At 69.7% G+C, this 25,058-nt stretch carries 23 protein-coding genes and 1 tRNA gene; 16 read left to right on the forward strand and 8 right to left on the reverse strand.

What is annotated here, in order from left to right:
- Nucleotides 1-5: 5 nt before the first annotated feature.
- Together AC1RSK_RS08565 and AC1RSK_RS08570 are read right to left on the reverse strand one after the other, a co-directional pair.
- Entirely contained in the window at nt 6-1,226 is a 1,221-nt protein-coding gene (locus AC1RSK_RS08565; RefSeq protein ID WP_492907074.1) for a M20 metallopeptidase family protein, read from the reverse strand.
- A gap of 137 nt (nt 1,227-1,363) precedes the next feature.
- Complete coding sequence (locus AC1RSK_RS08570; protein WP_492907075.1) at nt 1,364-1,909, reverse strand: acyloxyacyl hydrolase; 546 nt, start codon at nt 1,907-1,909, stop codon at nt 1,364-1,366.
- A gap of 102 nt (nt 1,910-2,011) precedes the next feature.
- Between AC1RSK_RS08570 and AC1RSK_RS08575 the strand changes: the two genes are divergently transcribed.
- The 5 genes from AC1RSK_RS08575 to AC1RSK_RS08595 all read left to right on the forward strand — a co-directional run bounded on the left by AC1RSK_RS08575 (nt 2,012) and on the right by AC1RSK_RS08595 (nt 6,905).
- Nucleotides 2,012-2,989, forward strand: coding sequence for a threonine ammonia-lyase (locus AC1RSK_RS08575; RefSeq protein ID WP_492907076.1), 978 nt, complete (start codon nt 2,012-2,014; stop codon nt 2,987-2,989).
- A 208-nt stretch (nt 2,990-3,197) separates the two neighbouring features.
- Complete coding sequence (locus tag AC1RSK_RS08580) at nt 3,198-4,373, forward strand: alanine racemase (RefSeq protein ID WP_492907077.1); 1,176 nt, start codon at nt 3,198-3,200, stop codon at nt 4,371-4,373.
- A gap of 23 nt (nt 4,374-4,396) precedes the next feature.
- Nucleotides 4,397-5,125, forward strand: a complete 729-nt coding sequence (locus AC1RSK_RS08585; protein ID WP_492907078.1) for an SDR family NAD(P)-dependent oxidoreductase — start codon at nt 4,397-4,399, stop codon at nt 5,123-5,125.
- Between the two features lie 92 nt (nt 5,126-5,217).
- Nucleotides 5,218-5,595 (forward strand): hypothetical protein, encoded by a 378-nt coding sequence (locus tag AC1RSK_RS08590; protein ID WP_492907079.1) that lies wholly within the window; start codon nt 5,218-5,220, stop codon nt 5,593-5,595.
- Nucleotides 5,592-6,905, forward strand: a complete 1,314-nt coding sequence (locus tag AC1RSK_RS08595; protein ID WP_492907080.1) for an acetyl-CoA hydrolase/transferase family protein — start codon at nt 5,592-5,594, stop codon at nt 6,903-6,905. The genes AC1RSK_RS08590 and AC1RSK_RS08595 overlap by 4 nt, the downstream gene beginning before the upstream one ends.
- 253 nt (nt 6,906-7,158) lie before the next feature.
- Here AC1RSK_RS08595 and AC1RSK_RS08600 read toward each other — a convergent pair whose 3' ends face one another.
- Nucleotides 7,159-7,515, reverse strand: a complete 357-nt coding sequence (locus AC1RSK_RS08600) for a hypothetical protein (protein ID WP_492907081.1) — start codon at nt 7,513-7,515, stop codon at nt 7,159-7,161.
- A gap of 95 nt (nt 7,516-7,610) precedes the next feature.
- On the opposite strand from AC1RSK_RS08600, the gene AC1RSK_RS08605 reads away from it, so the two are divergent.
- Together AC1RSK_RS08605 and AC1RSK_RS08610 are read left to right on the forward strand one after the other, a co-directional pair.
- The gene (locus AC1RSK_RS08605) at nt 7,611-8,879 is read left to right on the forward strand and encodes a dicarboxylate/amino acid:cation symporter (protein ID WP_492907082.1); all 1,269 of its coding nucleotides are present in this window, start codon (nt 7,611-7,613) and stop codon (nt 8,877-8,879) included.
- Between the two features lie 82 nt (nt 8,880-8,961).
- Nucleotides 8,962-9,729 (forward strand): crotonase/enoyl-CoA hydratase family protein, encoded by a 768-nt coding sequence (locus tag AC1RSK_RS08610; protein WP_492907083.1) that lies wholly within the window; start codon nt 8,962-8,964, stop codon nt 9,727-9,729.
- On the opposite strand, the gene AC1RSK_RS08615 is transcribed toward AC1RSK_RS08610, so the two are convergent.
- Complete coding sequence (locus AC1RSK_RS08615) at nt 9,726-10,715, reverse strand: serine hydrolase domain-containing protein (RefSeq protein WP_492907084.1); 990 nt, start codon at nt 10,713-10,715, stop codon at nt 9,726-9,728. The two genes, AC1RSK_RS08610 and AC1RSK_RS08615, sit on opposite strands and share 4 nt — an antisense overlap.
- 150 nt (nt 10,716-10,865) lie before the next feature.
- Between AC1RSK_RS08615 and AC1RSK_RS08620 the strand changes: the two genes are divergently transcribed.
- Nucleotides 10,866-10,955, forward strand: a tRNA-Ser gene (locus AC1RSK_RS08620).
- Nucleotides 10,956-11,252: 297 nt separating this feature from the next.
- On the forward strand, nt 11,253-12,188 hold the full coding sequence (locus AC1RSK_RS08625) for a LysR family transcriptional regulator (protein WP_492907085.1): 936 nt from the start codon (nt 11,253-11,255) through the stop codon (nt 12,186-12,188).
- Here the strand turns inward: AC1RSK_RS08625 and dsdA are convergent.
- Nucleotides 12,185-13,465: a D-serine ammonia-lyase gene (dsdA, locus tag AC1RSK_RS08630; protein ID WP_492907086.1), complete on the reverse strand. Its 1,281-nt coding sequence runs from the start codon at nt 13,463-13,465 to the stop codon at nt 12,185-12,187. The genes AC1RSK_RS08625 and dsdA overlap by 4 nt on opposite strands.
- Before the next feature lie 159 nt (nt 13,466-13,624).
- On the opposite strand from dsdA, the gene AC1RSK_RS08635 reads away from it, so the two are divergent.
- Genes AC1RSK_RS08635 through AC1RSK_RS08665 form a run of 7 tightly spaced genes read left to right on the forward strand, consistent with a single transcriptional unit; the run spans nt 13,625 to nt 20,052 of the window.
- Nucleotides 13,625-14,611: a dipeptide epimerase gene (locus tag AC1RSK_RS08635; protein WP_492907087.1), complete on the forward strand. Its 987-nt coding sequence runs from the start codon at nt 13,625-13,627 to the stop codon at nt 14,609-14,611.
- Between the two features lie 29 nt (nt 14,612-14,640).
- Nucleotides 14,641-15,465 carry a M55 family metallopeptidase gene (locus AC1RSK_RS08640; RefSeq protein ID WP_492907088.1) on the forward strand — a complete coding sequence of 275 codons (825 nt, stop codon included), beginning with the start codon at nt 14,641-14,643 and terminating at the stop codon, nt 15,463-15,465.
- A gap of 53 nt (nt 15,466-15,518) precedes the next feature.
- Nucleotides 15,519-16,226, forward strand: a complete 708-nt coding sequence (cuyB, locus tag AC1RSK_RS08645) for a cysteate racemase (protein ID WP_492907089.1) — start codon at nt 15,519-15,521, stop codon at nt 16,224-16,226.
- Entirely contained in the window at nt 16,223-17,320 is a 1,098-nt protein-coding gene (locus AC1RSK_RS08650) for a DmpA family aminopeptidase (protein ID WP_492907090.1), read from the forward strand. The genes cuyB and AC1RSK_RS08650 overlap by 4 nt, the downstream gene beginning before the upstream one ends.
- On the forward strand, nt 17,317-17,568 hold the full coding sequence (locus AC1RSK_RS08655) for a hypothetical protein (protein WP_492907091.1): 252 nt from the start codon (nt 17,317-17,319) through the stop codon (nt 17,566-17,568). The genes AC1RSK_RS08650 and AC1RSK_RS08655 overlap by 4 nt, the downstream gene beginning before the upstream one ends.
- A gap of 58 nt (nt 17,569-17,626) precedes the next feature.
- The gene (locus AC1RSK_RS08660) at nt 17,627-18,925 is read left to right on the forward strand and encodes a peptide MFS transporter (RefSeq protein WP_492907092.1); all 1,299 of its coding nucleotides are present in this window, start codon (nt 17,627-17,629) and stop codon (nt 18,923-18,925) included.
- The gene (locus tag AC1RSK_RS08665) at nt 18,922-20,052 is read left to right on the forward strand and encodes an aminotransferase class I/II-fold pyridoxal phosphate-dependent enzyme (protein WP_492907093.1); all 1,131 of its coding nucleotides are present in this window, start codon (nt 18,922-18,924) and stop codon (nt 20,050-20,052) included. The genes AC1RSK_RS08660 and AC1RSK_RS08665 overlap by 4 nt, the downstream gene beginning before the upstream one ends.
- A gap of 3 nt (nt 20,053-20,055) precedes the next feature.
- Here AC1RSK_RS08665 and AC1RSK_RS08670 read toward each other — a convergent pair whose 3' ends face one another.
- The 3 genes from AC1RSK_RS08670 to AC1RSK_RS08680 all read right to left on the reverse strand — a co-directional run bounded on the left by AC1RSK_RS08670 (nt 20,056) and on the right by AC1RSK_RS08680 (nt 25,033).
- Complete coding sequence (locus AC1RSK_RS08670; RefSeq protein WP_492907094.1) at nt 20,056-21,633, reverse strand: serine hydrolase; 1,578 nt, start codon at nt 21,631-21,633, stop codon at nt 20,056-20,058.
- Between the two features lie 29 nt (nt 21,634-21,662).
- Entirely contained in the window at nt 21,663-22,712 is a 1,050-nt protein-coding gene (locus AC1RSK_RS08675) for an amidohydrolase family protein (protein WP_492907095.1), read from the reverse strand.
- A gap of 98 nt (nt 22,713-22,810) precedes the next feature.
- Nucleotides 22,811-25,033, reverse strand: a complete 2,223-nt coding sequence (locus AC1RSK_RS08680) for a TonB-dependent receptor (RefSeq protein ID WP_492907096.1) — start codon at nt 25,031-25,033, stop codon at nt 22,811-22,813.
- Between the last annotated feature and the right edge of the window lie 25 nt (nt 25,034-25,058).

The raw sequence follows: 25,058 nt of genomic DNA on the forward strand, positions 1-25,058 counted from the left end.
CCTCCCTACCCCTCCAGCCCGCCCGTCAGCACCGCCTCGGCGAACCCACAATGCATGGCGATGCCGCGCGCCATCACCTGTTCGTCCAGGGTCATGCGGTTGGAATGCAGGGCGCAGCAGGCGCGGTAGTCGCCGCCGACCCCGACCGGCGCCGCCCCCAGGAAGGCCATGGCGCCGGGCGCCTTCTGCAGGACGTAGGAGAAGTCCTCCGCCCCCATCATCGGGTTTTCCATGGTGTGCCAGGCGCTGTCGCCATAGAGGGCCTTGGCCGTCCGCTCGGCCAGCTTCACCGCCGCGCTCGAATTGACCGTCACCGGGAAGCCCAGCTCGATCTCGACCTCGGCCCGGCAGCCATGGGCGGCGGCGACATGCTCGGCCACCTGCCGCACCCCGGCCCGCACCAGCTCGCGCGAGCGCTCCGACAGGGTGCGGAAGGTGCCGCGCAGCAGGGCGACCTCGGGGATGATGTTGTAGGTGGTGCCGGCCTCGATATGGGCGATGGTGACCACCGCCGGGTCGAACACCGACACCCGCCGGGTGACGAAGGCCTGCAGCGCGGTGACGATTTCGCAGGCCACCGGAATCGGGTCGATGGCGTCGTGCGGCATCGAGGCGTGGCCGCCGGAGCCCCAGACCTTGATGCGGATGGTGTCCGACGAGGCCAGCAGCGGTCCGGTGCGGCTGGCGAAGGTCCCGGTCGGCATGTTGGGCGAGATGTGCAGGGCGAAGGCGGCGTCCGGCAGCGGGTCGATCAGCCCGTCCTCGAGCATGAAGCGGGCCCCGTGGTGGCCCTCCTCCCCCGGCTGGAACATGAACATCACGGTCCCCGGCAGCTTCTCGCGCCGGGCGCAGAGGGCCCGGGCGGCGCCGGCCAGCATGGCCACATGGGTGTCGTGACCGCAGGCGTGCATGGCCCCGGCGATGCCGCTGGAAAAGTCGAGGCCCGTGTCCTCGGTCAGCGGCAGGGCGTCCATGTCGCCGCGCAGCAGCACCGTCCGCCCATTGCCCCCGCCGCGCAGGATGGCCAGCACCCCGGTCGTCGACGGCCCCTGGCGGATTTCCAGCGGCAGGCCCTCGAGGGCTTTCAGCACCTTCTCGGTGGTCCTGGGCAGGTGCAGCCCCAGCTCCGGCTCGCGGTGGATGGCGCGGCGCAGCTCGATGGCCTCATGCAGGCCATCGTCGCCGGCGGCGGTCCAGGCTTCGGCGTCGATGGCGAGGGTGTCCATGGGAGGCTCCGGAGGTGTTGGGGCGGACGCTAACAGTTCCTCCCCCATCGGGGGAGGGGGACCGCGCGCGAATAGCGCGTGGTGGAGGGGGTCCCCCTCCCCCGATGGGGGAGGAACTGGGGCCACGCCGTCCTGGCCTAGAACCGCTTGATCAGCCGCACCGACACCACATCCAGCCCCGGGTTCTGGTCCCCCGCCAGGCCGCCGTGGCTGAGGTGGAAATAGGCCGCTTCGGCCGACCAGGCCTCGTTCAGCCGCACCCCGGCCGCCGCCTCCGAGGCGATCAGCACCCGCGAGCCGAAATAGATCCGGTCCGGCGTCTTCTGGTAGTCCTCGTCCGGGCCGTCATGCACCCCAAGGCCAACGCTCATCTGGGCGTAGAACCGGCCCTCGTCGTTGTCCCAGAACCGCCGCATGATGCCGGCCGCCACATAGTTGGTCCCGCCGTCGCTGTTGACCGAACCGCTGGCCCACAGCCGCCAGCTGCCCAGTCCCTCGGGCGTGCCCTTGATCGGATCGGTGCGGCCGTGGATCTCCAGGTTCTGGCCGCTCTCGAAGCAGCACTCCTGCTTCCAAAGGTCGACGTCATGGGCGCCGATGCCGACCCCCAGCTCGCCGGCGTTGGCGCCGCCCGCCAGGCCCAAACCGAGGGCGAAGGCCGCCCCAACAAACACGCTACGCATGGCCTGCCCCCACGAGGATCAATAGTCCGGTCTTACGGGCTTTGAGGACTCGGCGCAAAGGGCTAGTCAGGCGGCCCAGGCGCGCAGACTTGAGAGCCCCCCATGACCGTCACCTTCGCCGACATCGAAGCCGCCGCCCGCGCCATCGAGGGCCTGGCCGTGGCGACGCCGGTCATCGAGAGCCCGGCCCTCAACGACCGTCTCGGCGGCCGGGTGCTGCTCAAGCCCGAGACCCTGCAGCGGGGCGGCGCCTTCAAGTTCCGCGGCGCCATGAACAAGCTCTCCAAACTCAGCGACGAGCAGCGCCAGCGCGGCGTCGTCGCCTGCTCCAGCGGCAACCACGCCCAGGGCGTCGCCCTGGCCGCCCGCATGGTCGGGGCCCCCGCGGTGATCGTCATGCCCAGCGACGCCCCGGCCATGAAGATCGCCAACACCCGCGACTACGGGGCCGAGGTCATCCTCTACGACCGCTACACCGAAAACCGCGAGGCCATCACTGAAGGCGTCGCCGCCGACCGTGGCATGACCATCGTCTGGCCCTTCGACGACCTCGACGTCATCGCCGGCCAGGGCACGGTCGGGCTGGAGCTGGAAGCCCAGGCGCGCGGCCTCGGCGTGCGGCTCGACCTGGCCCTCACCCCGGTCGGCGGCGGCGGCCTGGCGGCTGGCGTCTCGACAGCCATCAAGCATCTGTCGCCGGGCGCCCAGGTCTATGGCGTCGAGCCGGACGCCTTCGACGACACCGCCCGCAGCCTGGCCACCGGCGAGCGCCAGTCGGTCGACCCCGCCGCCCGCTCCTTCTGTGACGCCCTGCAGTCGCCGGCCCCCGGCCGCCTGACCCTGCCGCTGAACATGGCCAACCTGTCGGGCGTGCTGACCGTCACCGACGCCGAGGTCGCCGAAGCCATGCGGTTCGCGTTCACCTGGCTGAAGCTGGTCGTCGAGCCGGGCGGCATCGTCGCCCTGGCGGCCCTGCTGTCGGGGAAGATCGCGCTGGAGGGCCGCACCGCCGGGGTGGTGCTGTCGGGCGGGAATGTGGACCCGGAGCTGTTCTCGCGGGTGCTGAGCGGCGAAATCTGACCACCATCCTCCCTCCCCTTTATGGGGAGGGACAGCGAGGCGACGCCTCGCAGGGTGGGGTACTCGCGGGACAGAGCGCGGACATCGACAGGTCCTGCGACCCGCCAACCCCAAGCTCTGGGCGCCCGTCATTCGACTTCCCCACCCTGACGGGGCTCGCGCCCCGTCGTCCCTCCCCATAAAGGGGAGGGAGGGAGACCCGTCCGCCATGTTCACCACCTTCACCCCCTTCCAGACCCCCGCCCTGGTCGTCGACCTCGCCGCCCTCGAGTCGAACCTGCGCACCATGCAGGCCCTGTGCGACGCCGCCGGCGTTCGCCTGCGGGCCCATGGCAAGACCCACAAATGCACCGCCCTGGCCTGGCGCCAGATGGAGCACGGCGCCGCCGGCCTCTGCGCCCAGACGGTCGGCGAGGCCGAGGCCTTCATCGCCGGCGGGGTTCCCGACGTCCTGATCACCGCCCCGGCCCCGGCCTGGGCCGCCCCGCGCATCGCCGCGCTGACCGGCCGCGGGGCCCGCATCGGGGCCGTCGCCGACCATGCCGAGCAGATCGCCTGGCTGGGCGCCGCCGCCCGCGCCGCTGACGGCGTCATCGACCTGGTCGTCGACCTCGACCCCGGCACCCACCGCACCGGCGCCCATCCGGACCAGGTCGTCGCTCTGGCCCGCCTCGCCGCCAATACCGAAGGCCTGCGCTTCGCCGGCCTCCAGGCCTACGCCGGCCACATCCAGCACATTGGTCCCTGCAACGACCGCCAGGCCGCCTACGACGCCGTCATCGCCCGGGCCCGCGGCGTCCGCGACGCTCTCGTCGCCGCCGGCCTGCCGCCGCCCGTCGTCACCGGCGGCGGCACCGGCACCCACACCTTCGACCTCGCCAGCGGCGTCTTCACCGAGCTGCAGGCCGGCAGCTACGCGGTCATGGACGCCGAGTACGAAGCCTGCGACGCGCCCGCCGGCGAGGGTTGGTCGTTCAAGCAGGCGATGTTCCTCGCCAGCACGGTGGTCTCGGCCAACCACAAGAGCCACGTCACCGTCGACGCCGGCTTCAAGGCCCTCAGCAGCGACGGCCCGCCCGCCAAGGTCGCCTGGGGCGCCGCCGCCGGAGCGCTGTGGCGGCCGATGGGCGACGAGCACGGCATGGTCCTGCACCCCTCCGCCATCCCGATGCTCAAGGGCGGCGACTTTGTCACCGCCGTCGAGACCCTCGACGCCGACGAGACCGCCCCCTGGTGGAACGACGCCCCGCGCCTGGGCGACACCGTCTGGCTGCAGCCCGGCCACTGCGACCCGACCATCAACCTGCATGACGCCTTGATTGTCGTGGCGGAAGACGGGTCATGGGAACGCTGGGCGGTGGATGCGCGAAGGATCACCGCCTGAGGAAAACAGGCGGGAGCGAAACCATGGATCTCGATTTCACCGGCAAGCGCGTGCTCGTCGTCGGCGGCAGCAGCGGCATCGGCAACGGCATCGCCCACGGCTTCCGCCAACGCGGCGCCCAGGTCGCCGTCTGGGGCACCCGCCCGAAGGACGACTACAGGATCGAAGACGGCTCCGACCTCACCGGCCTCACCTTCCACCAGGTCGACGCCTCCGACTCCGCCGCCGTCGAAGCCGCCCCCGCCCCTTTTGATGGCCTCGACGTCCTCGTCCTCGCCCAGGGCACGGTCCTCTACCGCAAGGGCGAGTTCGCCATGGACGGTTTCCGCAAGGTGGTGGGGGTCAATCTCGACAGCCTGATGGCCTGCTCGATGCGCTTTCTGGGCGACCTGAAAACCAGCGGCGGCGCCATCGTCACCATCAGCTCGACCGCCGCCTTCCACGCCACCCGCGGCAACCCGGCCTACAACGCCTCCAAGGCCGGCGCCGTGGCCCTGACCCGCACCCTGGGCCAAGCCTGGGCGACCGACGGCGTGCGCGTTAACGGCGTCGCCCCGGGCCTGGTCGACACCAAGCTGACCAAGGTCACCACCGAAAACCCCGAACGCCTGGCCGGCGCCCTGCGCGGCATCCCGCTGAACCGCCTCGGCACGCCCGAAGACATGGCCGGCGCCGTCCTCTTCCTGGCCTCGCCCCTGGCCAGCTACATCACCGGCCAGACCCTGATCGTCGACGGCGGGTTGACCCTCTAGTTCCCTTCTCCCGCTTGTCGGGAGAAGGTGGCCCCCGAAGGGGGTCGGATGAGGGCGGCGCCGGCCTCTGAAGACTTCATGAGCAGGGACGCATGCCAGACTCACCGACCCGCGGCGCTGCCCTCATCCGACCGCTTCGCGGCCACCTTCTCCCGACAAGCGGGAGAAGGATCGCTGTTGCCGCAGCCGCGCTGATCCTCGCCGCCCTCCTCACCCTCGCCTGGACCCAGCTCGCCCCCTGGCCCCGCACCGGCGCCACCTATGTCGCCAAGCAGCTCTGCTCCTGCCTCTTCCTCACCGGCCGCAGCGAGGCCAGCTGCCGCACCGACTTCGGCTCTTATGTGAACCGCTACACCGTCCGCATCGACCGCCGGCGCCTGCCGCGCACGGCAAAGGTCACCGCTTCGCTCGCCATCTTCCACGGCGAAGCAGTGTACGAGGACGGCTACGGATGCAGGATCACCCGATGACCCCAAAAGACGCCTACGCCGCCAAGCTGACCACCGCCGCCCAGGCCGTCGCCGAGATCGCCTCGGGGAGCCGCGTCGCCATGGGCATGGCCCTGGCCGAACCGCCGGCCCTGCTGACCGCCCTGGCCGCCCGCGCCGAAGCCCAAGACCTCGACGAAGTCCGCCTCTACTACTTCCACTCGACGCCCCACGCCGCCGCCACCGTCCTGCGCTACGACCTGCTCGACCGCATCCGCCCCCACTGCTTCTTCCTCGGCCCGGTCGAACGCGCCCTCATGGCCCAGGGCGAGAAGGATGGCCGCCAGACCGTCTGGTTCGTCCCCGGCGCCTTCAGCCAGGCCCCCCGGCTGATGTGCGAATCCGAGCCCATCGACACCTTCCTGACCTGCGTCTCGCCGATGGACGCCCACGGCTTCTTCAGCCTCGGCCCCAGCAACGACTACGGCCTCTCCCTGGTCCGATCGGCCCGCCGCGTCGTCGTCGAGGTCAACCGCCACACCCCGCGGGTGCGCGGCGGCATGATCCATGTCAGCGAGGTCGACGCCATCATCGAGCAGGACACCCCCCTGTTCGAGAATCCCCTGCGCGACGGCGCGCCGGAAGACGCCGCCATCGCCCGCCTGGTCGCCGAGCTGGTCGAGGACGGCGCCTGCCTGCAGATGGGCATCGGCGCCCTGCCCGAAGCCGTCTGCGGCGCGCTCGGCGGCCACCGCGACCTCGGCGTCCACACCGAACTGTTCGCCCCCGGCCTGATGAAGCTGATGCAGGCCGGCGCCGTCACCAACGCCCGCAAGACCACCAACACCGGCCGCTCGATCTTCACCTTCGCCCTGGGGGACCGCGCCCTCTACGACTTCATCGACGACAACGCCGCCGTCGAGAGCCGCCCCGTCGACTACGTCAACGACGCCGCCGTCATCGCCCGCAACGACAAGGTCGTCTCGGTCAACGCCACCCTGCAGATCGACCTCTCCGGGGCCTGCAACAGCGAGCATATGGCCGGGCGCCAGTACAGCGCCGCCGGCGGCCAACTGGACTTCGTGCGCGGCGCCTATGGCTCCCGGGGCGGCAGATCGATCATCGCCTGCCACTCGACCGCCAAGGACGGCGCGGTGTCCCGCATCGTCAGCCGCCTCGACGGCCCGGTCACCACCCCGCGCAACGACGTCCAGTGGGTGGTCACCGAACACGGCCGCCGCAACCTCAAGGGCCTGAGCATCCAGGAACGGGCCCGGGTGCTGATCGGCCTGGCCGACCCGAAGTTCCGCGACGGATTGACCGCCGAGGCCAAGGCGGCGGGGTTGATCTAGGGCCCCTGGAACTCCCCCTCTACCGATCATCCCGACGAAAGTCGGGACCCAGTGTCCACCAGCGGAAACGGGTCCGCTCTGATCAGCGCCAGCCTGTCTTCTGGTTTGCCAGCTGGGTCCCGACTTTCGTCGGGATGGTCGGAGTTGGGAGGTGTGCCGGGACATGAGGCACTAGCCAAGCCGCTTCAGATAAGTCGCGCGCGGGGCCAACCTTTTGAGATTGTTGAAAGCAGCCTGCGAAACGCCGCCCCCGTCAATCGCCCGCATACAGCGCCGCCCCCTCCCGGGTCAGCGCCTCCAGCTCGTCGAACAGCGCCGCATCGGCGACCTTGAAGTTGAAGCAGCTCTTGCCCTGCATCCGCTTCCGCAAGCCCGGGCTGATCTTCGCCGCCAGTTCGGGGTGCGTATAGACCGGCATCAGGTGATAGCTGACATAGGCCTTGCCGAGCCGCACCCCGCCGAACCACATCGGCTCGTTCGGCTTCAGCGGATGGCGCCAGTCGGAGGTCAGCGACACCCCGCCCTCGCCTTCGGTGACGGTGCGCATGGCCGGCGCCGCCCGGCGCAGACGCAGGATCAGTTCGTCGCGGAGGACCGCAAAATCGCTCATCGGCCTACACTGCCGAACCGCGCGGCCGACGCAATGGTGGACGCCGCCGCGCTTCCCCGCCAAACATGGCGCAAATCTTCTGCTGCGGGGCCCGCATGAATCGCCGTTTCACTGTCTTTATCGTCGCTTCCATGGTGCTCGGCATTCTCGCCGGCCTGGCCTGCAACCAGCTCCTGGCCGGCGACCAGCTGACCACCGCCGTCGATGTCTTCAACCTGATCACCACCCTGTTCCTGCGCCTGATCAAGATGATCATCGCGCCCCTGGTCTTCACCACCCTGGTGGTCGGCATCGCCCATATGGAAGACGCCGCCGCCATTCGCGGCGTCGGCTTCAAGGCCATCGCCTGGTTCATCTTCGCCTCCCTGGTCTCGCTGTCGGTGGGCCTCGGCATGTTCCACCTGCTGAGCAGCGTCTGGGACCTGGGGGCCAACCTCAACATGACCAGCGAGGTGGCGGCCAAGGCCACCGTCGACAGCTCGACCTTCACCCTGAAGGACTTCATCACCCACCTGATCCCGACCTCGATCTTCGACGCCCTGGCCACCAACCAGATCCTGCAGATCGTCGTCTTCGCCGTCTTCGTCGGCACCGCCGTCTCGGCGCTGGACGACCGCGCCCCGGCCGTCATGGCCCTGGTCGAGCAGGGCATGAACATCATGCTCAAGGTCACCGGCTATGTGATGACCCTGGCCCCCATCGCCATCTTCGCCGCCCTGGCCGCGGCCATCGCCAAGCAGGGCCTGGGCATCATCGGCACCTACGCCCAGTTCATCGGCGGCTTCTACCTGTCGCTCGGCGTGCTCTGGGGCCTGCTGTTCACCGCCGCCCTGATCGTCACCGGCGGCAAGGCCTTCGGCCTGTTCAAGCTCATCACCCCGCCGACCCTGCTGGCCTTCTCCACCGCCAGCTCCGAGGCCGCCTATCCCCGCACCCTGGAAGCCCTGGAGAAGTTCGGCCTGCCCCGCCGGGTGGTCAGCTTCGTGCTGCCGCTGGGCTACAGCTTCAACCTCGACGGCTCGATGATGTACTGCACCTTCGCGGTGCTGTTCATCGCCAAGGCCCACGGCATCGACCTGACCGTCGCCCAGCAGATCAGCATGCTGCTGCTCCTGATGGTCACCTCCAAGGGCATGGCCGGCGTGCCCCGCGCCAGCCTGGTGGTGATCATGGCCACCCTCACCTACTTCGGCATGGACGAGGCCTGGATCGCCCTGGTGCTGGCCGTCGACCACCTGCTCGACATGGGCCGCTCGGCCACCAACGTGGTCGGCAACTCGGTCGCCTCGGCCGTCGTCGCCCGCTGGGAGGGCAAGCGGGGGGCCAAGGAGCCGGTGGAAACGCCGGACCCGTTGGCGGGATGATCCGGTCCTTCTCCCGCTTGTCGGGAGAAGGTGGGCCCCGAAGGGGGGCGGATGAGGGCAGCGCGGAAGAGGAAGGCCTGCCATGACCGTGCACTACGAGACCGACGGCGACATCTGCGTCGTCACCATCGACCGGCCGCAGGCCCGCAACGCCGTTGACGGCGTCACGGCCCAGGCCCTCTACGACGCCTTCAAGCGCTTCGACGCCGACGAGGCCCTGAGCGTCGCCATCCTGACCGGCGCCGCCGGCAACTTCTGCGCCGGGGCCGACCTCAAGGGCGTGGCGGCCGGGTCGGGCAACCCGGTCCACCGCGACGGCGACCTTGGCCCCATGGGCCCGACCCGCCTTTCGCTCTCCAAGCCGGTGATCGCCGCCGTCGAGGGCTATGCGGTGGCCGGCGGGCTGGAGCTGGCCCTGTGGTGCGACCTGCGGGTGGCGGCCGAGGGGGCGACCTTCGGCGTCTTCTGTCGTCGCTTCGGGGTGCCGTTGATCGATCTCGGCACCGTCCGCCTGCCGCGGCTGATCGGCCAGTCGCGGGCCATGGACCTGATCCTTACCGGCCGGCCGGTCGCCGCCGTTGAGGCCCTGAGCATGGGCCTGGCCAACCGCCTCGCCCCCGACGGCCAGGCGCTGGACGACGCCAGGGACCTGGCCCGCCAGATCGCCGGCTTCCCTCAAGCCTGCCTGCGAAACGACCGCCGCTCGGCCCTGGAGCAGTGGGGCCTGGACTGGGACGCCGCCACCGCCTTCGAAATCAATGTCGGCCTGGAGACCCTGCGCAGCGGCGAGGCCGCCGCCGGCGCGGCCCGTTTCAGCGGCGGCCAGGGCCGCGGCGGGACCTTCGGCTAGCACCATCCCTTGAGGATGGGGCCGAGGAAGGCGACGTCGCTCCAGGCCGGCGCCCGGCGCGCCTGCAACAGCGGGGCCTGGCGCACGATGGTCAGGCCACAGGAGGGAATGACGTAGAGCCGCTGGTATCCGGCCCCCGCCGCGATGACCAGGTCGGCCGGCAGTTCGGCGGCGTGGGTGGCGAAATCGCTGGTCGTCCCGCGCGGACCGTAGCCGCCGACCCCCGGGAGCCACCAGCTGATCCCGTAGGCGGGATTGACCTTGCTGCCGGCGAACTGGGCCAGGAAAGCAGCCGGATCGACCAGCGGCCCGCCGCCAGCGCGGACCAGCTCGCCGACCTTGGCCCACTCGCGGGCGGTGAAGCTCGCCCCCTGCGGCATCAGCGGCTCCCCGGCCGCCGTGCGCCGCCAGCCACTGGGCGTCGCCCCGATGGGCGCCAGGATGCGGCGGGTCAGGTAGGCCAGCACGTCGGCGTCGCCGGTCTTCGCCGCCGCCAGCTTGCGGTTCATCACCGCGCCGAACACCTGGAACGGCTCGGCCCCGTACTGGAAGCGGGTCCCGGGCTCGGCGGAGAAGGGCGAGGCGATGGCCCCGGCGTAGTCCGGCGGCCGGCCGATGGTGGTCGCCAGGCCGCTGGTCAGGTTGAGCAGCTGGCGGATCGTCACCGCCGCCTTGCGCGGATCGCTCCGCCATTCGGGCAGGGTGTCAGAGACCTTTTCGTCGAGGGAGAGCAGACCATCCCGCACCGCCGCCGCCGCGATCAGCCCGCTGAAGCTCTTGGTCCCCGACCACAGCTCCCAGCCCCGCGCGGGACCGCCGCCGGCCGTGTAGCGTTCGCACGCCGACTGGCCGTCCTTGAGCACCAGCACCGACACCCCGGCCCGCATGTCGGAGTAGGCCACGGCCTCCTCACAGGGCCCGGCCAGCGCCGGCGCCGCAAGACCGACGAGCAGGCCCAGAAGGCCGACAAACAGGACCGGTCGCATGCTCGCCTCTCCCTTCAAACGCAGGAGGTTTCACGCAGCATCATGCCGCATCCGTCGCCCCACCAAACCCCTCTTGCGCTTCCGGGGGCACATCGCTAGGTTCCGCGCCTTCGCTCTGGGGGCCCTCAAGGGGGTCTTCAACACCGATATGGAGAGGTGGCAGAGTGGTCGAATGTACCGCACTCGAAATGCGGCGTGCCTGGAAGGGTACCGTGGGTTCGAATCCCACCCTCTCCGCCAGCCAGTCTCGCTACTGGTCTCAGTTGGACCGGACATCTGAGAACCGCCGGTAACTCCCCTTAGGCGGGACCGGCGGCCACGATTCCCGTGCATTGATGGTGCGTCACGCCATTATTCGGAGTCATCACGCCGGCCTGAGACCGCCTGCCCACCACCGCTCGCACCACTATCCGGTCTCGCTGCTGGTCACACCCAATCAGCGCAACGTTGCCCTCGGGTCCCGAAGTCGATAGCCGTCTGCCCATGTCGACACCTCCAAACGATGAGCAGGACACGCGTCTACTGGACGCCCAGCTGTTGTCGGACCTGTGGATCTTTCGCGCCGCCGCGCGCTTCGAATCCATCACCGGCGCAGCGAACCACCTTCGTGTCACGCAAGGCGCGGTCAGTCAGCGCATTCTGCGTCTGGAGGCGCGGCTCGGGGCGCCGCTGTTCACCCGCAGCAAGGGGCGCATCCGCCTCACGGACGCCGGCGTCTCGCTGCATGAAGGCATGACCCAGGTCGCGTCGATCCTGAACGACCGGCTCAGCCGCATCAGCCGGGTTCAACGCCGGGCCATCGTGGTCAGCTGCGTCCCGTCGCTGGCGACCGAGTGGCTGGTGCCGCATCTGGACGAGTTCTACCGCCTGCATCCCGGCATCGAAGTTTTCGTGCGTTCCGAACTGGCGCCTTCCACCGCGGAGCGAATGGAAGACAGCGGCATCGACCTGGTCATCAACTACGAGCCGACCCTGGCCCCGGGCCTGCAGGAACTGGCCGCATTCCAGGAGTACGTGTTCCCGGTCTGCTCGCCGGCCTACCGCGCCCTTCTGGACAGGTCTGAAGGCGAGCCGACGCCCGTCGTGCTGCTCCACGACGATGTGCCTTGGTGGGACGGGACGGCGGATTCCGAATGGAGCGGTTGGCGACAGGGCGCGGGCGTCGACTGGCCGGCCCGCGTCGGGGGCTCGCGGCACTTTAATCTCGCCCATCTCGCCTATCACGCCGCCATGTGTGACCAGGGCGTGGCCGTTGGCCGCTCGGTGATCGTCAACCGCCTGCTCAGCAAGGGCGAACTGACGCCAGCGCTCGATCTTCCGCCCGCGCCGGGATCGATCTACCGCGTGGTGACCAGTCGACCGGGCGACGCCCGATCGCCGGCGAGGCTGTTCGCGCGCTGGTGGCGGGACGCGATGGCGGAGACCCAGGCCCAGACGCTGGCGCTGCTGGCGGTGGGGCCCACGGAGGGCTAGCGGCGCTCGGCCAGCAGGACCGCGAACTCGGCATCGGGAAGCAGCGCGCCGCCGGTCGCCCAGGCGACCTGCACCGGGGAGCCCCCCAGGTCGAGGCCCGCCCCGCGCGCGGCTTCGTGGAAGTGCGGAATCGCCGCCAGGCTGGAAGCGGCCGAGGGCTCGAGCCGCAGGCCCGCGTCGGCCCAGGCGCGCTGGACGCCGTCGATCATCTCGCGATCAGGGATCGCCACCACCGCGTCGATGTTGCCGCCGATCGTACGAAGGACGAGGCGCGAAGCGGTCGGCACCGCCAGCCCGTCGGCGATGGTGCCGTTATCCAGGCCTATGTCGTAGACGCTGACCGGCTCGCCGCCGCCCGCCGCCAGCGCCGCGAACACGCAGGCCGAGGCCACAGGCTCGACGAACACAGCGAGGCAGTCGGCCCCGTAAATCGCCTTCAGTCCGGCCGCGATACCGCCCGGCGCCCCGCCGACGCCGCACGGCAGATAGACCACCAGAGGCCTGCCGGCGCCAATCTCAATGCCGCGTTCAACCAGCTGGCCAGCGAGCTCCCGAGCGGCCGTGGCGTAGCCCACGAACAGGCGCCGCGAGTATTCGTCGTCGATGAAGTAGCTGTCGCCGGCGTCCGCGGCCTGTCTCGCGCGCGCGACGGCTTCGGTGTAGTCGCAGGCGTGTTCGACCACCACCGCTCCCAGGGCGCGAAGGCGGTCCTTCTTCCAGACCTTGGCGTCGTGCGACATATGGATCTCGGCCTGGAGGCCGAAGGCGCGGCTTACGAGCCCGATGCTGAAACCCAGATTGCCGGTGCTCGCGACGACGATGCGCTTGCGTTCGAAGAGGGCGCGACCGGCCGGCTCAAGCAGCACGTCGATTGGACCGCCGGGCGCCCACAGGCCGTTTTCGAGGGCAAGGTCCTCCAGGTGGCAGAGGACCTCGTGGACACCGCCGCGGGCTTTTACCGACCCTGTCATCGGCAGGGCATGGTCGCCCTTCAGGAGCAGCGGACCGTTCGTCCAGGGACGCTCGGGATAGTCGATCAGTGGGGAGCGGATGCGGCCGTCCCAGCCGCCGCCCGGAAACAGCGATCGCAGAAGCGGTTCGAAACGGGTCAGACGCGCCTCTGCGTCGCTGACCTCCTCGGGCCGCAGCGGCAGCGCGTCGGCGACCAGTCCGAGGCCCGGCCTGCGCATCCAGGCGGCGGAATCGCCCCGTCGAAGCGCGGCGAACTGGGCTGGCCGCGCGGCGGTCAGCATGGTGTGGGAAGCATCGCTGGTCATGAGAGAGCAGCACCGTAGCGGGCGCTTAAAGACAAATCCCGAATCCTAATGACTTCATCAGCCGTCGACCCGCGACCCGTGGCGGCCAGATCGGCCGGCTAATGATCGCATTAGGTTTGCAGCCTTGTCCCGGGAGGGCCAATCCGGCGCCCTAGGGGCATGACCCTTGAGCTTTCCTGGCAGACCCGGCGGTGGCCGCTCCGTGAGCCGTTCGCGATCTCGCGCGGCGTGAAGACGGAGGGCGAGACGCTGATCGTCACCCTCGTCGACGAAGCGGGACGGCGGGGGTGGGGCGAAAGCTGCGGCGTCCCCTACGCCGGCGAGACGGTGCGCACGATGATTCCGCAGGTCGAAGCCGTGCGGGCCTTCGTCCAGAACGGCGTCACGCGCGAAGCGCTGCTCACGCTGCTGCCCGCCGGCGGGGCCCGCTGCGCGATCGACGGCGCGCTCTGGGATCTTGAGGCCAAGCAGTCCGGGCGTTCGGTGTTCGAGATCGCCGGCGTCGGCCCCGCCGCGCCCGTCAGCACCGCCTATACCATCGGCATCCGCGCCCCAGACGCCTACGAGGTCGCCGCCAGGCATCGCGCCGCCTTCGCGGTCCTGAAGCTGAAGGTGGACGAGGCAGACCCGGTCGCCGCGGTCGCCGCCGCCCGGCGCGGGGCCCCGGACGCCGCCTTCATCGTCGATCCCAACCAGGCCTGGAGCATCGACACGCTCAAGCGACTGGCCCCGACAATGGCGGATCTCGGCGTGGTCCTGCTTGAGCAGCCGATTCCCGTCGGCGCCGAGGCCGGGCTCGACGGCTACGACTGCCCCGTCAGCCTCTGCGCCGACGAATTGATCAACCACAGCGGCGACCTGCACAAGGCGATGGGCCGTTTCGATGTCATCAACATCAAGCTCGACAAGACCGGCGGCCTGACCGAGGCCCTGCGGCTCGCCGCGGCGGCGCGGGCCGCCGGGTTCGACCTGATGGTGGGGTGCATGGGCGGCTCGTCGCTGGCTGTCGCGCCCGGCATGGTCCTGGCCCGGCAATGCGCCTTCGTCGATCTCGATGCGCCCCTGCTCATCGCGGAGGACTGGCCGGACGGCATGGCCTGCCGGGACGGCGTCATGCAGCCGCCCGCGCCTTCCTTCTGGGGCTGACCCACCCGTCTTGTTCACCGGACCCGTCCATGCGCCTCTACATCTCAGCCGACATCGAAGGCATCGCGGGGGTCGTCTCGCGGGACAACCTCATGCCCGGGCGCTTCGAGTATGAGCAGGCGCGCGACTGGATGACCGACGCTGTGCTCGCGGTCTGCGAAACGGCCCGTGAGCTTGGGGCCGAAGAGGTCGTGGTCAGCGACTCCCATGGCAATGGCCAGAACATCCGCTTCGAACGGATGCCGGCCTATGTTCAGCTTGTCCGGTCATGGCCCAGGCCGCTGGGCATGATGCAGGGCATCGAAAGCGGCAAGTACCTGGGCGCGCTGCTGGTCGGCTACCACGCCGGCGCTACGAACCTGGGGGGCACCCTGGCTCACACCGTGAGCAGCGCCATGTTCCAGGAGGTCAGGCTGAACGGCGTCACCGTCTCGGAAGCCGGCATCAGCGCCGCCATCGCCGGCGCCCACGGCGTGCCGGTGCTGATGATCGCCGGCGACGACGAGGTGATCGCCGAGACGCGGGGGTTTCTGGAGGACGTGGCCGCGGCCGAGCTGAAGGCCAGCCTTGGGTTCCTGTCAGCGCTCAATCCCTCGCCGGAGGAGGCCGATCGGAGGCTGCGGGCTGGCGTGCGCGAGGCCGTGGCGTCGGCCGGCAAGCGCAAGCCCTACGTCATCGATCCGCCGATTTCGCTCGAGATCCGCCTGCGAGACCGCTTCGTCGCGGAATGGTTGGCCTATGTGCATCCGATCGAGCAGCTGGACGCCTTCACCATCCGCTACTCCGCCGGGGACATGCTTGGCGCGTCGCGGTTTCTCCAGTTCCTGACCTCGGCTCACAAGGTGCTGGGCTAGGCTGATGGTCGACACCGCACGGATCGTGGTTGCGCCGGTGGCGAGGTCGGGCGATGCCTGATTCCGCCGCCATGCCCTTGACCAGAGGCCGCCGGTTGATCGGCGTTCTTGGCGGGATGGGCCCCGCCGCCACCGTCGACTTCCTTGCTAAGATCATCGCCGCGACGCCGGCCAAGCGTGACCAGGACCATGTGCCGGTCATCATCCGCAACGTGCCCCAGATACCCGACCGCAGCGCCGCCATCCTGGCTGGAACCGACGCGCCGCTGCCGGCCATGCTGGCGGGCCTGAAGGCGCTTGAGGCGGCCGGCGCCCAGGTGCTCGCCATACCCTGCAACACCGCGCATCACTGGTACCCGGCCCTGGCGGCCGCCTCGCCGCGGCCCATCCTGCATATCGTCGAGACCGTCCGCGAGCGGCTCGAGGCTGACGCGACGCCGCTGGGCCTGATGGCGACGCGGGGGACGGTTTCCGCAGGCGTATACGGCGATCGCCTGGGCGACCGGCTGGTTTCCCCCGACGACGCCACCCAGGCGGCCGTGGACGCGGCCATCGCGGCGGTAAAGCGGGGGGAAGAGGGCCGCAACTTCGCCGAGGAAGCGGTCGCGCGCTTGCTCGATCAAGGGGCCCGCCGCGTGATTCTCGGCTGCACCGAACTGCCGGTCGCCCTGGCTGACAGTGCGCTTGGCGACTATTGCATCGATGCGACCTGGGCGCTTGCGCAGGCCTGCGTCGCCGCGTCCTGGGCAGAGGCGTCATGAGGACCAAGCCTGAGGCGACGCGCCGCCGAGCGCGCGATCTGGGCATCGCGCCCGGACCATTCACGCCCGGTCTCCTGAACGCCATAACCGACGTCGCCGGCGTCCTCGTCGGCCAGGTCACCCTTCACGCCGGCGCCGATGTCCGGACCGGCGTGACCGCCGTGCTGCCCCATGCGGGCAATGTCTTCCAGGACAAGGTCCCGGCGGGACTCGCCGTCGCCAATGGCTACGGCAAGTTCATCGGTGCGACACAGATCGAGGAACTGGGGGAGATCGAAACCCCCGTCATCCTGACCAACACCCTTGCCGCGCCGCGCGCCGCCGACGCCCTCATCGACTGGACGCTGCGCCAGCCAGGCAACGAGCGTGTCCGCTCCGTGAACCCCGTGGTGGGGGAAACGAACGACGGCGTGCTCAACGCAATCCGGCGACGGGTCATCACCAATGAGCATGTGCTGCGCGCTCTGGATACGGCCGACGGGGGGCCGGTGGCCGAAGGGGCGGTGGGCGCGGGGACCGGCACGATCGCCTTCGGCTGGAAGGGGGGCGTGGGCACGAGCTCGCGGCGGGTTCCGGTCGCCGAGGCGAGCTACACGATCGGCGTGCTGGTCCAGACCAACTATGGCGGCCGGCTGCTGATCGACGGCGTCGGCTTCGAGTCCGGCGCGCGCGACCCGGACCGTCCCGCCGGCCCGCCGGCGACCGCGGATGGTTCGATCGTGATCGTCATCGCCACCGACGCGCCGCTCTGCGATCGCAACCTCAAGCGACTGGCCAGCCGCGCGTTCGCCGGGTTGGCGCGAACAGGGTCGGCCTTCTCGAACGGGTCGGGCGACTATGCGCTGGCATTCTCGACGGCCGACGGGGTGCGCCGCACGCCCGCGCGCAGGCGCGCCCTGTCGTCCTTACAGGACCTGCCGAACGCGCAGCTCTCGCCCCTGTTCGCCGCCGTGGCTGACGCTACGGAGGAGGCTATCCTCAATGCCTTGTTCCAGGCCGTCACGGTCGAGAGCGTCGATGAAGTGACCGGCGCGCCAGTTCTTGTTCAGGCGCTGGAGCTCGACAGCGCCGTCGCCGCGAGGAACGCCCGATGAGCGATTCCTTCAGACTCGAAGTCGAGACACATGGCGGTGTGGCCGACCTCAGTCGCGTGATCAGCGCGCTGGCCATCTTCGAAGTCACCCCGCTGCGGCTTTCAGCCAGGAGGCGCGGCGAGGGCCTGACGATCGAGTGCCTCATCGACGAAGACGGCCGAACCCGCGACCTTTGTGTTGGCCGCCTGCGGGCCATGATGAGCGTGCGATGCGTGCGGCTGCGGCCGAGCGGCGGGGCCGGCGCCTAATGGCCGCATTAGGTTTCGGAGCCTTTCCCGCGCGGGCGGGCGTGGTGAGTTTCGGCGCATGACACAGGCATCGGGGCCATCCTGGTTCGGCCAGCCCAGGGGGCTGACCATCCTCTTCCTCACCGAGATGTGGGAGAAGTTCTCGTTCTATGGAATGCGCGCGCTGCTGGTCTACTACATGACCAAGCAGTTGCTCATGCAGCAGTCACAGGCTTCGCTCGTCTACGGGGCCTACACCGCGTTCGTCTATTTCACGCCGATTGTCGGCGGGGTGATCTCGGATCGCTGGCTGGGCCGGACCAGGTCGGTGATCATCGGCGGCTCGATCATGGCGCTCGGCCATCTGATGATGGCGTCGGAGCCGCTGCTCTACCTCGCCCTCGCCACCATCGCGGTCGGCAACGGCCTGTTTCTGCCGAGCCTGCCAAGCCAGATCGGAAGCCTCTATCCGGCTAGCGACGCGCGTCGCGGGTCGGCCTACAACGTCTATTACGTCGGCATAAACCTGGGCGCCTTCCTGGCGCCGCTCGGCTGCGGCACGGTCGGGGAGCTGTTCGGCTGGCACTGGGGTTTCGCTCTGGCGGGCATCGGCATGCTCGCCGGCCTGATGATCTACATCGCCGGGCGACGCCACCTGCCGCCCGAGCCTCCTCGGCAGGCCGCGGCGAGGACGCCGGCGGCCGAGCCCGATGGGTTGCGCAAGCTCTTCTTCCTGCTGCTGGCGGTCGGCATGGCCGTGGTCGTGCTGCGCGGCGCCTACGAGCAGATCGGCAACACGATCGCCCTGTGGACCGACACGCAGGTGAACCGCACGCTGGCGGAAGGCGTGACGGTCCCGATGACCTGGTTCCAGGCGCTCAACCCGCTTCTGGTGTTCCTGCTGACACCGCTGCTGCTCCGCCTCTGGGCCCGGCAGGCTGCGCGGGGCCGTGAGCCATCGCCGCTGGTGAAGATGGCCCTGGGCGCCGTTGGCATCGCCGCCGCCTACGCCCTGCTCGCGGCGGTCTCCTGGGTCTGGGGCGACCAGCGGGTCAACTGGCTGTGGCTGGCTCTCTTCATCCTCATCCTGACCGCCGCCGAGCTGCATGTGCTGCCGATCGGCCTCGGGCTCTTCGCCCGCCTGGCCCCGGCGGCGCTGGCCGCCACCCTGATCGCCGCCTGGTTCCTGGCGGCCTTCGCCGGCAACCTGCTGGCCGGCGGTCTGGGCGCCCTGTGGAGCGGCATGAGCCACGCGGCCTTCTTCCTGCTGATGGCCGGATTGGCGCTGGTCGCGGCCCTTTTGCTGCGCCTGCTCGACGGCCCTGTCCGTCTGGTCGAGCGCGAACGCACCACCTCTTCCGTTCGGAACGCCCAATGACCGCCTCCATCGAACCCTTCCACGCCATCGCCGTCAGCGCTCTTGCGCATCGCCTCAAGGCCGAAGGTCGCTCGATCATCCATATGGAGTTCGGCCAGCCCTCGACCGGCGCGCCTCGGGCGGCGATCGAGGCGGCCCATCGCGTGCTCGACACCGATGGCATGGGCTACTGGGAAAGCGCCCCGCTGCGGGCGCGGCTGGCGCGCCGCTACCTCGAAACCTACGGCGTCACCGTGGAGCCCGAGCAGTTCGTCATGACCTGCGGCGCCTCGCCGGCGCTGGTGCTTGCCCTGGCTTCCAGCTTCTCGCCGGGCGACCGGGTGGCGCTGGCCAGGCCCGGCTACGTCGCCTACCGCAACACGCTGAAGGCGCTGCACATGCAGCCGGTCGAGATCCCCTGCGGCCCGGCCGAGCGCTTCCAGCTCACGGCCGCGGCGTTGGCGGCGCTCAATCCTGCTCCGAAGGGCGTCATCATCGCCAGCCCGGCCAACCCCACCGGAACCATCATCCTGCCCGGCGAACTGGCGGCGATCGCCCGACTGTGCGCCGAGCGCGGCATCCACATCATCTCCGACGAGATCTACCACGGCCTCAGCTACGTCGAGCCGGCCCGATCGATGCTTGAGTACGCCCCATCCGCGACCGTCGTCAGCAGCTTCTCGAAATACTTCAGCATGGTCGGCTGGCGGCTGGGCTGGCTGCTTACGCCAAAGGATCGGCTGGAAAGGGTGAGGGCCTATGCGGGCAACCTCTTCCTGACCGCGCCCTCGCTCAGCCAGCACGCGGCGCTCGCGGCCCTGGACAGTCTGGACGAACTGGAAGGCCATCTTGAGGTCTATCGCCGCAACCGCGCGCTGCTGCTCGCGGCGTTGCCGCGCCTCGGCCTCGACGCCATCGCGCCGCCCGACGGAGCCTTCTACATCTACGCCTGCGTGCGGCACCTGACCGACGACAGCCTGTCGTTCTGCAAGACGCTGCTGCGTGAGACAGGGGTGGCGACGGCGCCGGGCGTTGACTTCGATCCGGCCGAGGGCCGCCACTACATCCGATTCAGCTTCGCGGTCTCCACGTCGCAGGTCGAGGAGGCGATCGAACGCCTCGCCGCCTGGTTCCAGGCCCGCGCCTGAGGCTCAGCCGGCCGGCGTGAACGCCAGGTCGTGGAAGTCGAAGCTGAAGTCCGCGATCGGCGAAAGCGCCTTCATCGTCACACCGCGCACACCGCCATCGACGACCGCGAAGGACACCACCGCGTCCTCCAGGCCCCGGCCGAAACGGGTGCGGAAGGTGTCGGTCCCGAACGGCTCCAGCGGGCTCTTGAAGGCCGGCGTGCGGGTGAAATCAATGCTCAGCCGGCCGGCCTTCAGCCCGACGATGATGTCGCCGTACCAGGGATCGCGATAGCGTCCCGCGTAGCCTTTCAGCGGCAGGGTCTGGCCCCCCGGCGGCGGGGCGAAGTCGCCCGTGCCGACCGCTTCCAGAACCTGCTGTTTGAGTCGATCCTGGTTTGTGCGGACGGCGGCGGCCCAGTCAAAGGCGGGGGCGCCAATCAGATGGTCGAGCAGCGCGTAGCGCAGGCCGGAGACCGCATCACCGTCCTCGACGTTGGTGAACACGACAAAGGCCAGGCCATGGTCCGGAAGCAGCGTCGTCCGGGTCACCTGGCCGGCCAGGCCGCCCGCATGCGACAGCATCCGCCGGCCGCGGTAATCGGTGACGCCCCAGCCAAGCGCATACCCTTGCATGACGGCGCGCTGCGGCGCCTCGTGACTTGGCCCCTGGCCACTGGCGACGATGGTCTGCGGCGTCCACATCTCGGCCGCCTGAGCCGCGCTCCACAGCCGCCGGCCGTCCGGCAGGGCGCCTCGTCCAAGCTGAACCTGCAGCCATGGCAGAATGCCGGCCAAGCTGACATGGATGCCGCCGGCCGGACCAACCAGGGGCGTCTCGCTGGGCGCGACAACCTCGAGACGACCCATGCCGCGCACCGGCGGGCCCAGGCGGCCGTGTCGGCCGGCGAGGTTCGGCCCGGTCGCCAGGGTGACGTTGCTGACCGCATCGACCATGCCGAGCGGCTCGAAGATCCGCGTCGTGACGAACCGGTCCCAGGTCAGGCCCGACACCCGCTCGAGCAGCAGGCCGGCGACGATGTAGAGGGTGTTGTCGTAGGCGTAGCCCGCCCGGAAGCCGCCGGTTGGCTTGAGATGGGCCAGGCCGCGCATGACGTCGTCCGGCGCATGGTCCGTCTTCGGGAAGATCATGAGGTCGCCGGCGCCCAGGGGCAGGCCGCTGCGGTGAACCAGCATATCGCGAACGGTCATCATGGCCGTCGCGGCCGGATCGTACATCCGGAATTCAGGCAGCCATCCGGTCACCGGATCGTCCCAGCTCAACCTGCCTTCGTCGACCAGGATGGCCAGACAGGCGGCGAGAAAGGCCTTGCTGTTGGAGGCGATGGCGAACTGGGTGCGGGTATCGACCGGCGCGGGCTCGCCCAGAGTGCGGACGCCGTATCCCCGCGCGAACGTCGAGCCGTCGGGGCCGACGATGGCGATTCCGGCTCCTGGTATTTCGAACTCACGCATGAACCGCGTGACGATGGCATCGACCCCGTCGCCGGTCCGCGCCGAAGCGGCGGACGCCGTGGAGCCGCCGAGCACCGCCGCGCCCATCGTCGAGAGGGCCAGCCACTGGCGTCGGTTGAGGCTCATGGGGAGGCTCCTGGGGTTCGGCGGCGCTTCTAGCGAAGGTAGGGGGCTCGGTTGGCCAGGATGATCTTCCATTCGGCCTGGGTCAGCGGCAGCTGCGACTGGAGCAGGCGATTATGGACCTCCGGCGTGTAGACTGAGGGCCAGTCGGAACCGATCACGAAGCGTTCGACCCCGATGGCGCGGATCGCCACTACGAGCCGGCGAGCCTGCTCGGCGTCGGTCTTGTCGCTGACGATCACCAGACCGAGGTCGAAGACGAGATTCTCCGTGCCCGGCGCCTGCCGCCGGATGGCGACGGACCAGGTCTGCAGCGCCCCGAGCGTCGCCTCGTCCAGCCCGCCGAAGCCGCCGGCGTGCGCGATCTGAATCGGGATGTCGCCGGCCTTGGGCAGCACCTCGTCGATGAAGCGCTGAACGTCCGCGGGGCTGTAGTCGGGAATGCTGCGCAGGTGGACCACCAGCGGCAGCCGCGCCTCGCGGGCGGCCTCGAACAAGGCCCCCAGCCTGGCCAGATGGGTCGCCGAGCGCGGGTCGAAGCCGCTGTTGCCCAGCTGCAGCTTGACGCCGGTGACGCCATCGCGGCCGGCCCAGTGGCGCAGCTCGCTGACCGCGTTCTCGGCCAGCGGGTTGACGCCGACGAAGGCGTGCAGTCGCCCGCCCGAGTTCAAGGCGGCGGCGACGTTGTACTCGTTCTCCAGCCGGGTGAGACGGTCGATGTCGGCCGGCAAGGCCTTCGCGAACGGGGAGGCGAACATGTAGCCTTCCGAGAGCAGGACCCCCTCGCGGATGCCGGCCGCGTCGAGGGCCTCCAGCGCGTCCCCGGCCGTGCGGGTCTCAAGGATGGAGGGGCTGAGCATGCTGAACATGGCCGGCGTCCGCTGCGCCATCTCCCGCAGCACGGCGGTCGCCTCCGGCCCCTGGATGTGCAGGTGGTGATCCACGGCGGCCGGCGGCAGCGACGGCTCGGAGGCGGCCGCGGCAGGCGTCGAGGCCGGGCTCGCCGTCATCGCACAACCGCCGAGCAGGGCGCCGATCAGCGCCGCCGCCACGATGCCTCGACGTCCGTGGATCAGGGTCATGGAAGTCTCCGTGATGAACGGCGCCGTCCTTGGGAAGGCGCCGTTCGGTCGATGTCGATCGCCGCCGCCCCTCTGGAAGCGGGGGCGGCGGCAGGTCGTCAGAACGTCGCGGCGAGCGAGATGCCGAACGTACGCGGTTGGATCACCGACACCCGCTGCTCGCCTGCCAGCAGGTAGGCGGCGCTCTGGCCCCGGCTGTCGGCGACGTTCTTGGCATAGGCGGTCAAAGACCATCGCCCATGCTTCAAGCCGCCGCGGAAATCGACCACGTCGTACGCTTCAAGCGGGAAGCGCGACGTGCCGGGCGCCGAGAAGTAGCCGAGCGCGTCGCCGACATAGCGATAGCTGACACCCAACATCCCGTCCCATTCGCCAAAGATGGCGAAGTTGTAGTCGGCGCTGAGAGCGCCGGTCCACTTAGGCGTGGTCGGGAGAGGCGCGCCTTTGGGAGCGGAGACGCTGCCGGGCGGCAGGGCGGCATCGAGTTCCGCGACCGTGTGGGTCAGGTTGCCGGCGATCACCAGACCCGGGGCCGGACGCCAGGAGGCCGAAAGCTCAAAGCCCTTGCTCGAAGCCGCGCCGCCATTGCCGAAGTAGTTCAGCCCCATGGGATTGCGTTCGTTGAGCTGAATGTCCTTCCAGTCGATGTAGAAGACGGCGGCTTCCAGGCTCAGCGTGCGATCGAGGACGAGCGTCTTCACGCCGGCCTCGTAGTTCACGACCTCGTCGGGACCGTAGCTGGTCGGGACGCCCGGCACCGCGAGGTTCGGGCCGCCCGGGCGGTATCCCGAGGCGACGCGGCCGTAGATCATGGTCTCCTCGCTGAGCCGCAGCCGCGGGGTGACCATGTATGTGGTGGAACTGTCGTCCGAGGCGCCCGGCGTGTCGCCGACTCCGATCAGGAGGCCGCTGTTGGTCTGGCGGGTCTTCTGTTCGTTCTGGCTGTGCCGCAGGCCAACGGTAACGTCGAAGCGGTCGGTGAAGCGATAGGTCAGGTTGCCGAAGATCGCCTGTTCCTCAAACTCGGAGATGACCACCGCGTCGAGCAGTTCGGGAAGGGCCGGAATGAGGGGATCGCCGGTGAGGGCGCTGAGCGCCTCGATCGACTGGTGCAGGTACTGTTCCTCGTGGGTGAAGAAGACGCCGGCCAGCCAGGTGACCTTCGCGTCTGAATCAGGCGAAGCGAGGCGGAACTCCTGCGTCCACTTCTCCAGTTCGCGGTGCGTGATGATCTCCGCGCCCGCGTCGGCCACACCGAAGTTGGCCAGGATCAGCGGGCCAAAGCCGGCCGTCACGTCAAGGCTGAGGTCGACATCCTGCTGGTTGACGCTGGTCGCCGAGGTGAAGGACGCCCAGCCGAGGTCACCCTCGACATGCAGGTCGTAGGCCTCGAACTGCTGCTCGTTCTCGCCGGTCTTGGGTGCGCGCCGTTGCTTGAGGTCGCCGTACAGCGGTTGGAAGGTGGTGGCGCTGTAGTCGACGATGGCGCTGCCGTCCGCGGTGTCGCGCTGGACCAGGGCCGAGCCGCGGACGGTCCAGCGGTCGTTCAGCTCGAACAGTCCGGCGAGCCGCGCGCCGGAGAAATGCGAGCCGTTCACATCGGCCGCGCCGGTGGCGACATTGTCGACGAAGCCGGGATCGGTGCGATCGTAGGCGCTGAAGCGCAGCGCCGCCCTGTCGCCGAGCGGCAGGTTCACCGCCCCGCGGACGAGGTAGGAGGAGTCGCCGCCGTCGACGCTGGAGCCGCCAACCTCCAGCCGACCAAAGGCTTCGGAGGTGTCCGGCTTGGCGGTGACGAACTTCAGCAGGCCGCCCATGCTGCCGGCGCCGTAGAGCGTGCCCTGTGGACCGCGCAACACCTCGATGCGCTGAAGGTCGGACGGATCGAGATCGGGAATCTGGTACCCGCCGAAGCCCGTGCTGCCCCCGAATGGCGAATCGTCGATGTAGATGCCGACCGTCGGATTGGCGCCGGTGCCCGTGGTGATACCCCGGATCGCCAGCTGGTTGGAGCCGTTGGAAAAGGACACGTTGGAGAGGGTGAGGCCCGGGATCAGCGCGACGTAGTCTTCCATCCGGGCGGCGCCGATCTCTGTCAGGGTTTCGCCGGTGACAGCCGTGACCGAGGCCGGAACGTCGCGGAGACGTTCTTCACGCTTGTTGGCGGTGACGACAATCTCTTCGACGGTCGCGTCGGCCGAAGGCTCGGTCTGCGCCAGAACGGGCGTCGCCAACGCGGCGATGGCGACGCCGCAGAGCAGTAGGCCCAAGGCGCCGGGTACTCGGTCTCCGCCGCCGTGCCGGATGTTGTTCGTGCTCACCTTCAATATCCCCCTACAGACCGAC

It is taken from the genome of Caulobacter sp. GW821-FHT11A05 (assembly GCF_058809015.1).

Excerpts from the sequence above, each read along its gene's own strand:
- AC1RSK_RS08565 (WP_492907074.1), bottom strand. The coding sequence starts at position 1,226 with ATGGACACCCTCGCCATCGACGCCGAAGCCTGGACCGCCGCCGGCGAC.
- AC1RSK_RS08570 (WP_492907075.1), bottom strand. The coding sequence starts at position 1,909 with ATGCGTAGCGTGTTTGTTGGGGCGGCCTTCGCCCTCGGTTTGGGCCTG.
- AC1RSK_RS08575 (WP_492907076.1), top strand. The coding sequence starts at position 2,012 with ATGACCGTCACCTTCGCCGACATCGAAGCCGCCGCCCGCGCCATCGAG.
- AC1RSK_RS08580 (WP_492907077.1), top strand. The coding sequence starts at position 3,198 with ATGTTCACCACCTTCACCCCCTTCCAGACCCCCGCCCTGGTCGTCGAC.
- AC1RSK_RS08585 (WP_492907078.1), top strand. The coding sequence starts at position 4,397 with ATGGATCTCGATTTCACCGGCAAGCGCGTGCTCGTCGTCGGCGGCAGC.
- AC1RSK_RS08590 (WP_492907079.1), top strand. The coding sequence starts at position 5,218 with ATGCCAGACTCACCGACCCGCGGCGCTGCCCTCATCCGACCGCTTCGC.
- AC1RSK_RS08595 (WP_492907080.1), top strand. The coding sequence starts at position 5,592 with ATGACCCCAAAAGACGCCTACGCCGCCAAGCTGACCACCGCCGCCCAG.
- AC1RSK_RS08600 (WP_492907081.1), bottom strand. The coding sequence starts at position 7,515 with ATGAGCGATTTTGCGGTCCTCCGCGACGAACTGATCCTGCGTCTGCGC.
- AC1RSK_RS08605 (WP_492907082.1), top strand. The coding sequence starts at position 7,611 with ATGAATCGCCGTTTCACTGTCTTTATCGTCGCTTCCATGGTGCTCGGC.
- AC1RSK_RS08610 (WP_492907083.1), top strand. The coding sequence starts at position 8,962 with ATGACCGTGCACTACGAGACCGACGGCGACATCTGCGTCGTCACCATC.
- AC1RSK_RS08615 (WP_492907084.1), bottom strand. The coding sequence starts at position 10,715 with ATGCGACCGGTCCTGTTTGTCGGCCTTCTGGGCCTGCTCGTCGGTCTT.
- dsdA (WP_492907086.1), bottom strand. The coding sequence starts at position 13,465 with ATGACCAGCGATGCTTCCCACACCATGCTGACCGCCGCGCGGCCAGCC.
- AC1RSK_RS08635 (WP_492907087.1), top strand. The coding sequence starts at position 13,625 with ATGACCCTTGAGCTTTCCTGGCAGACCCGGCGGTGGCCGCTCCGTGAG.
- AC1RSK_RS08640 (WP_492907088.1), top strand. The coding sequence starts at position 14,641 with ATGCGCCTCTACATCTCAGCCGACATCGAAGGCATCGCGGGGGTCGTC.
- cuyB (WP_492907089.1), top strand. The coding sequence starts at position 15,519 with ATGCCTGATTCCGCCGCCATGCCCTTGACCAGAGGCCGCCGGTTGATC.
- AC1RSK_RS08650 (WP_492907090.1), top strand. The coding sequence starts at position 16,223 with ATGAGGACCAAGCCTGAGGCGACGCGCCGCCGAGCGCGCGATCTGGGC.
- AC1RSK_RS08655 (WP_492907091.1), top strand. The coding sequence starts at position 17,317 with ATGAGCGATTCCTTCAGACTCGAAGTCGAGACACATGGCGGTGTGGCC.
- AC1RSK_RS08660 (WP_492907092.1), top strand. The coding sequence starts at position 17,627 with ATGACACAGGCATCGGGGCCATCCTGGTTCGGCCAGCCCAGGGGGCTG.
- AC1RSK_RS08665 (WP_492907093.1), top strand. The coding sequence starts at position 18,922 with ATGACCGCCTCCATCGAACCCTTCCACGCCATCGCCGTCAGCGCTCTT.
- AC1RSK_RS08670 (WP_492907094.1), bottom strand. The coding sequence starts at position 21,633 with ATGAGCCTCAACCGACGCCAGTGGCTGGCCCTCTCGACGATGGGCGCG.
- AC1RSK_RS08675 (WP_492907095.1), bottom strand. The coding sequence starts at position 22,712 with ATGACCCTGATCCACGGACGTCGAGGCATCGTGGCGGCGGCGCTGATC.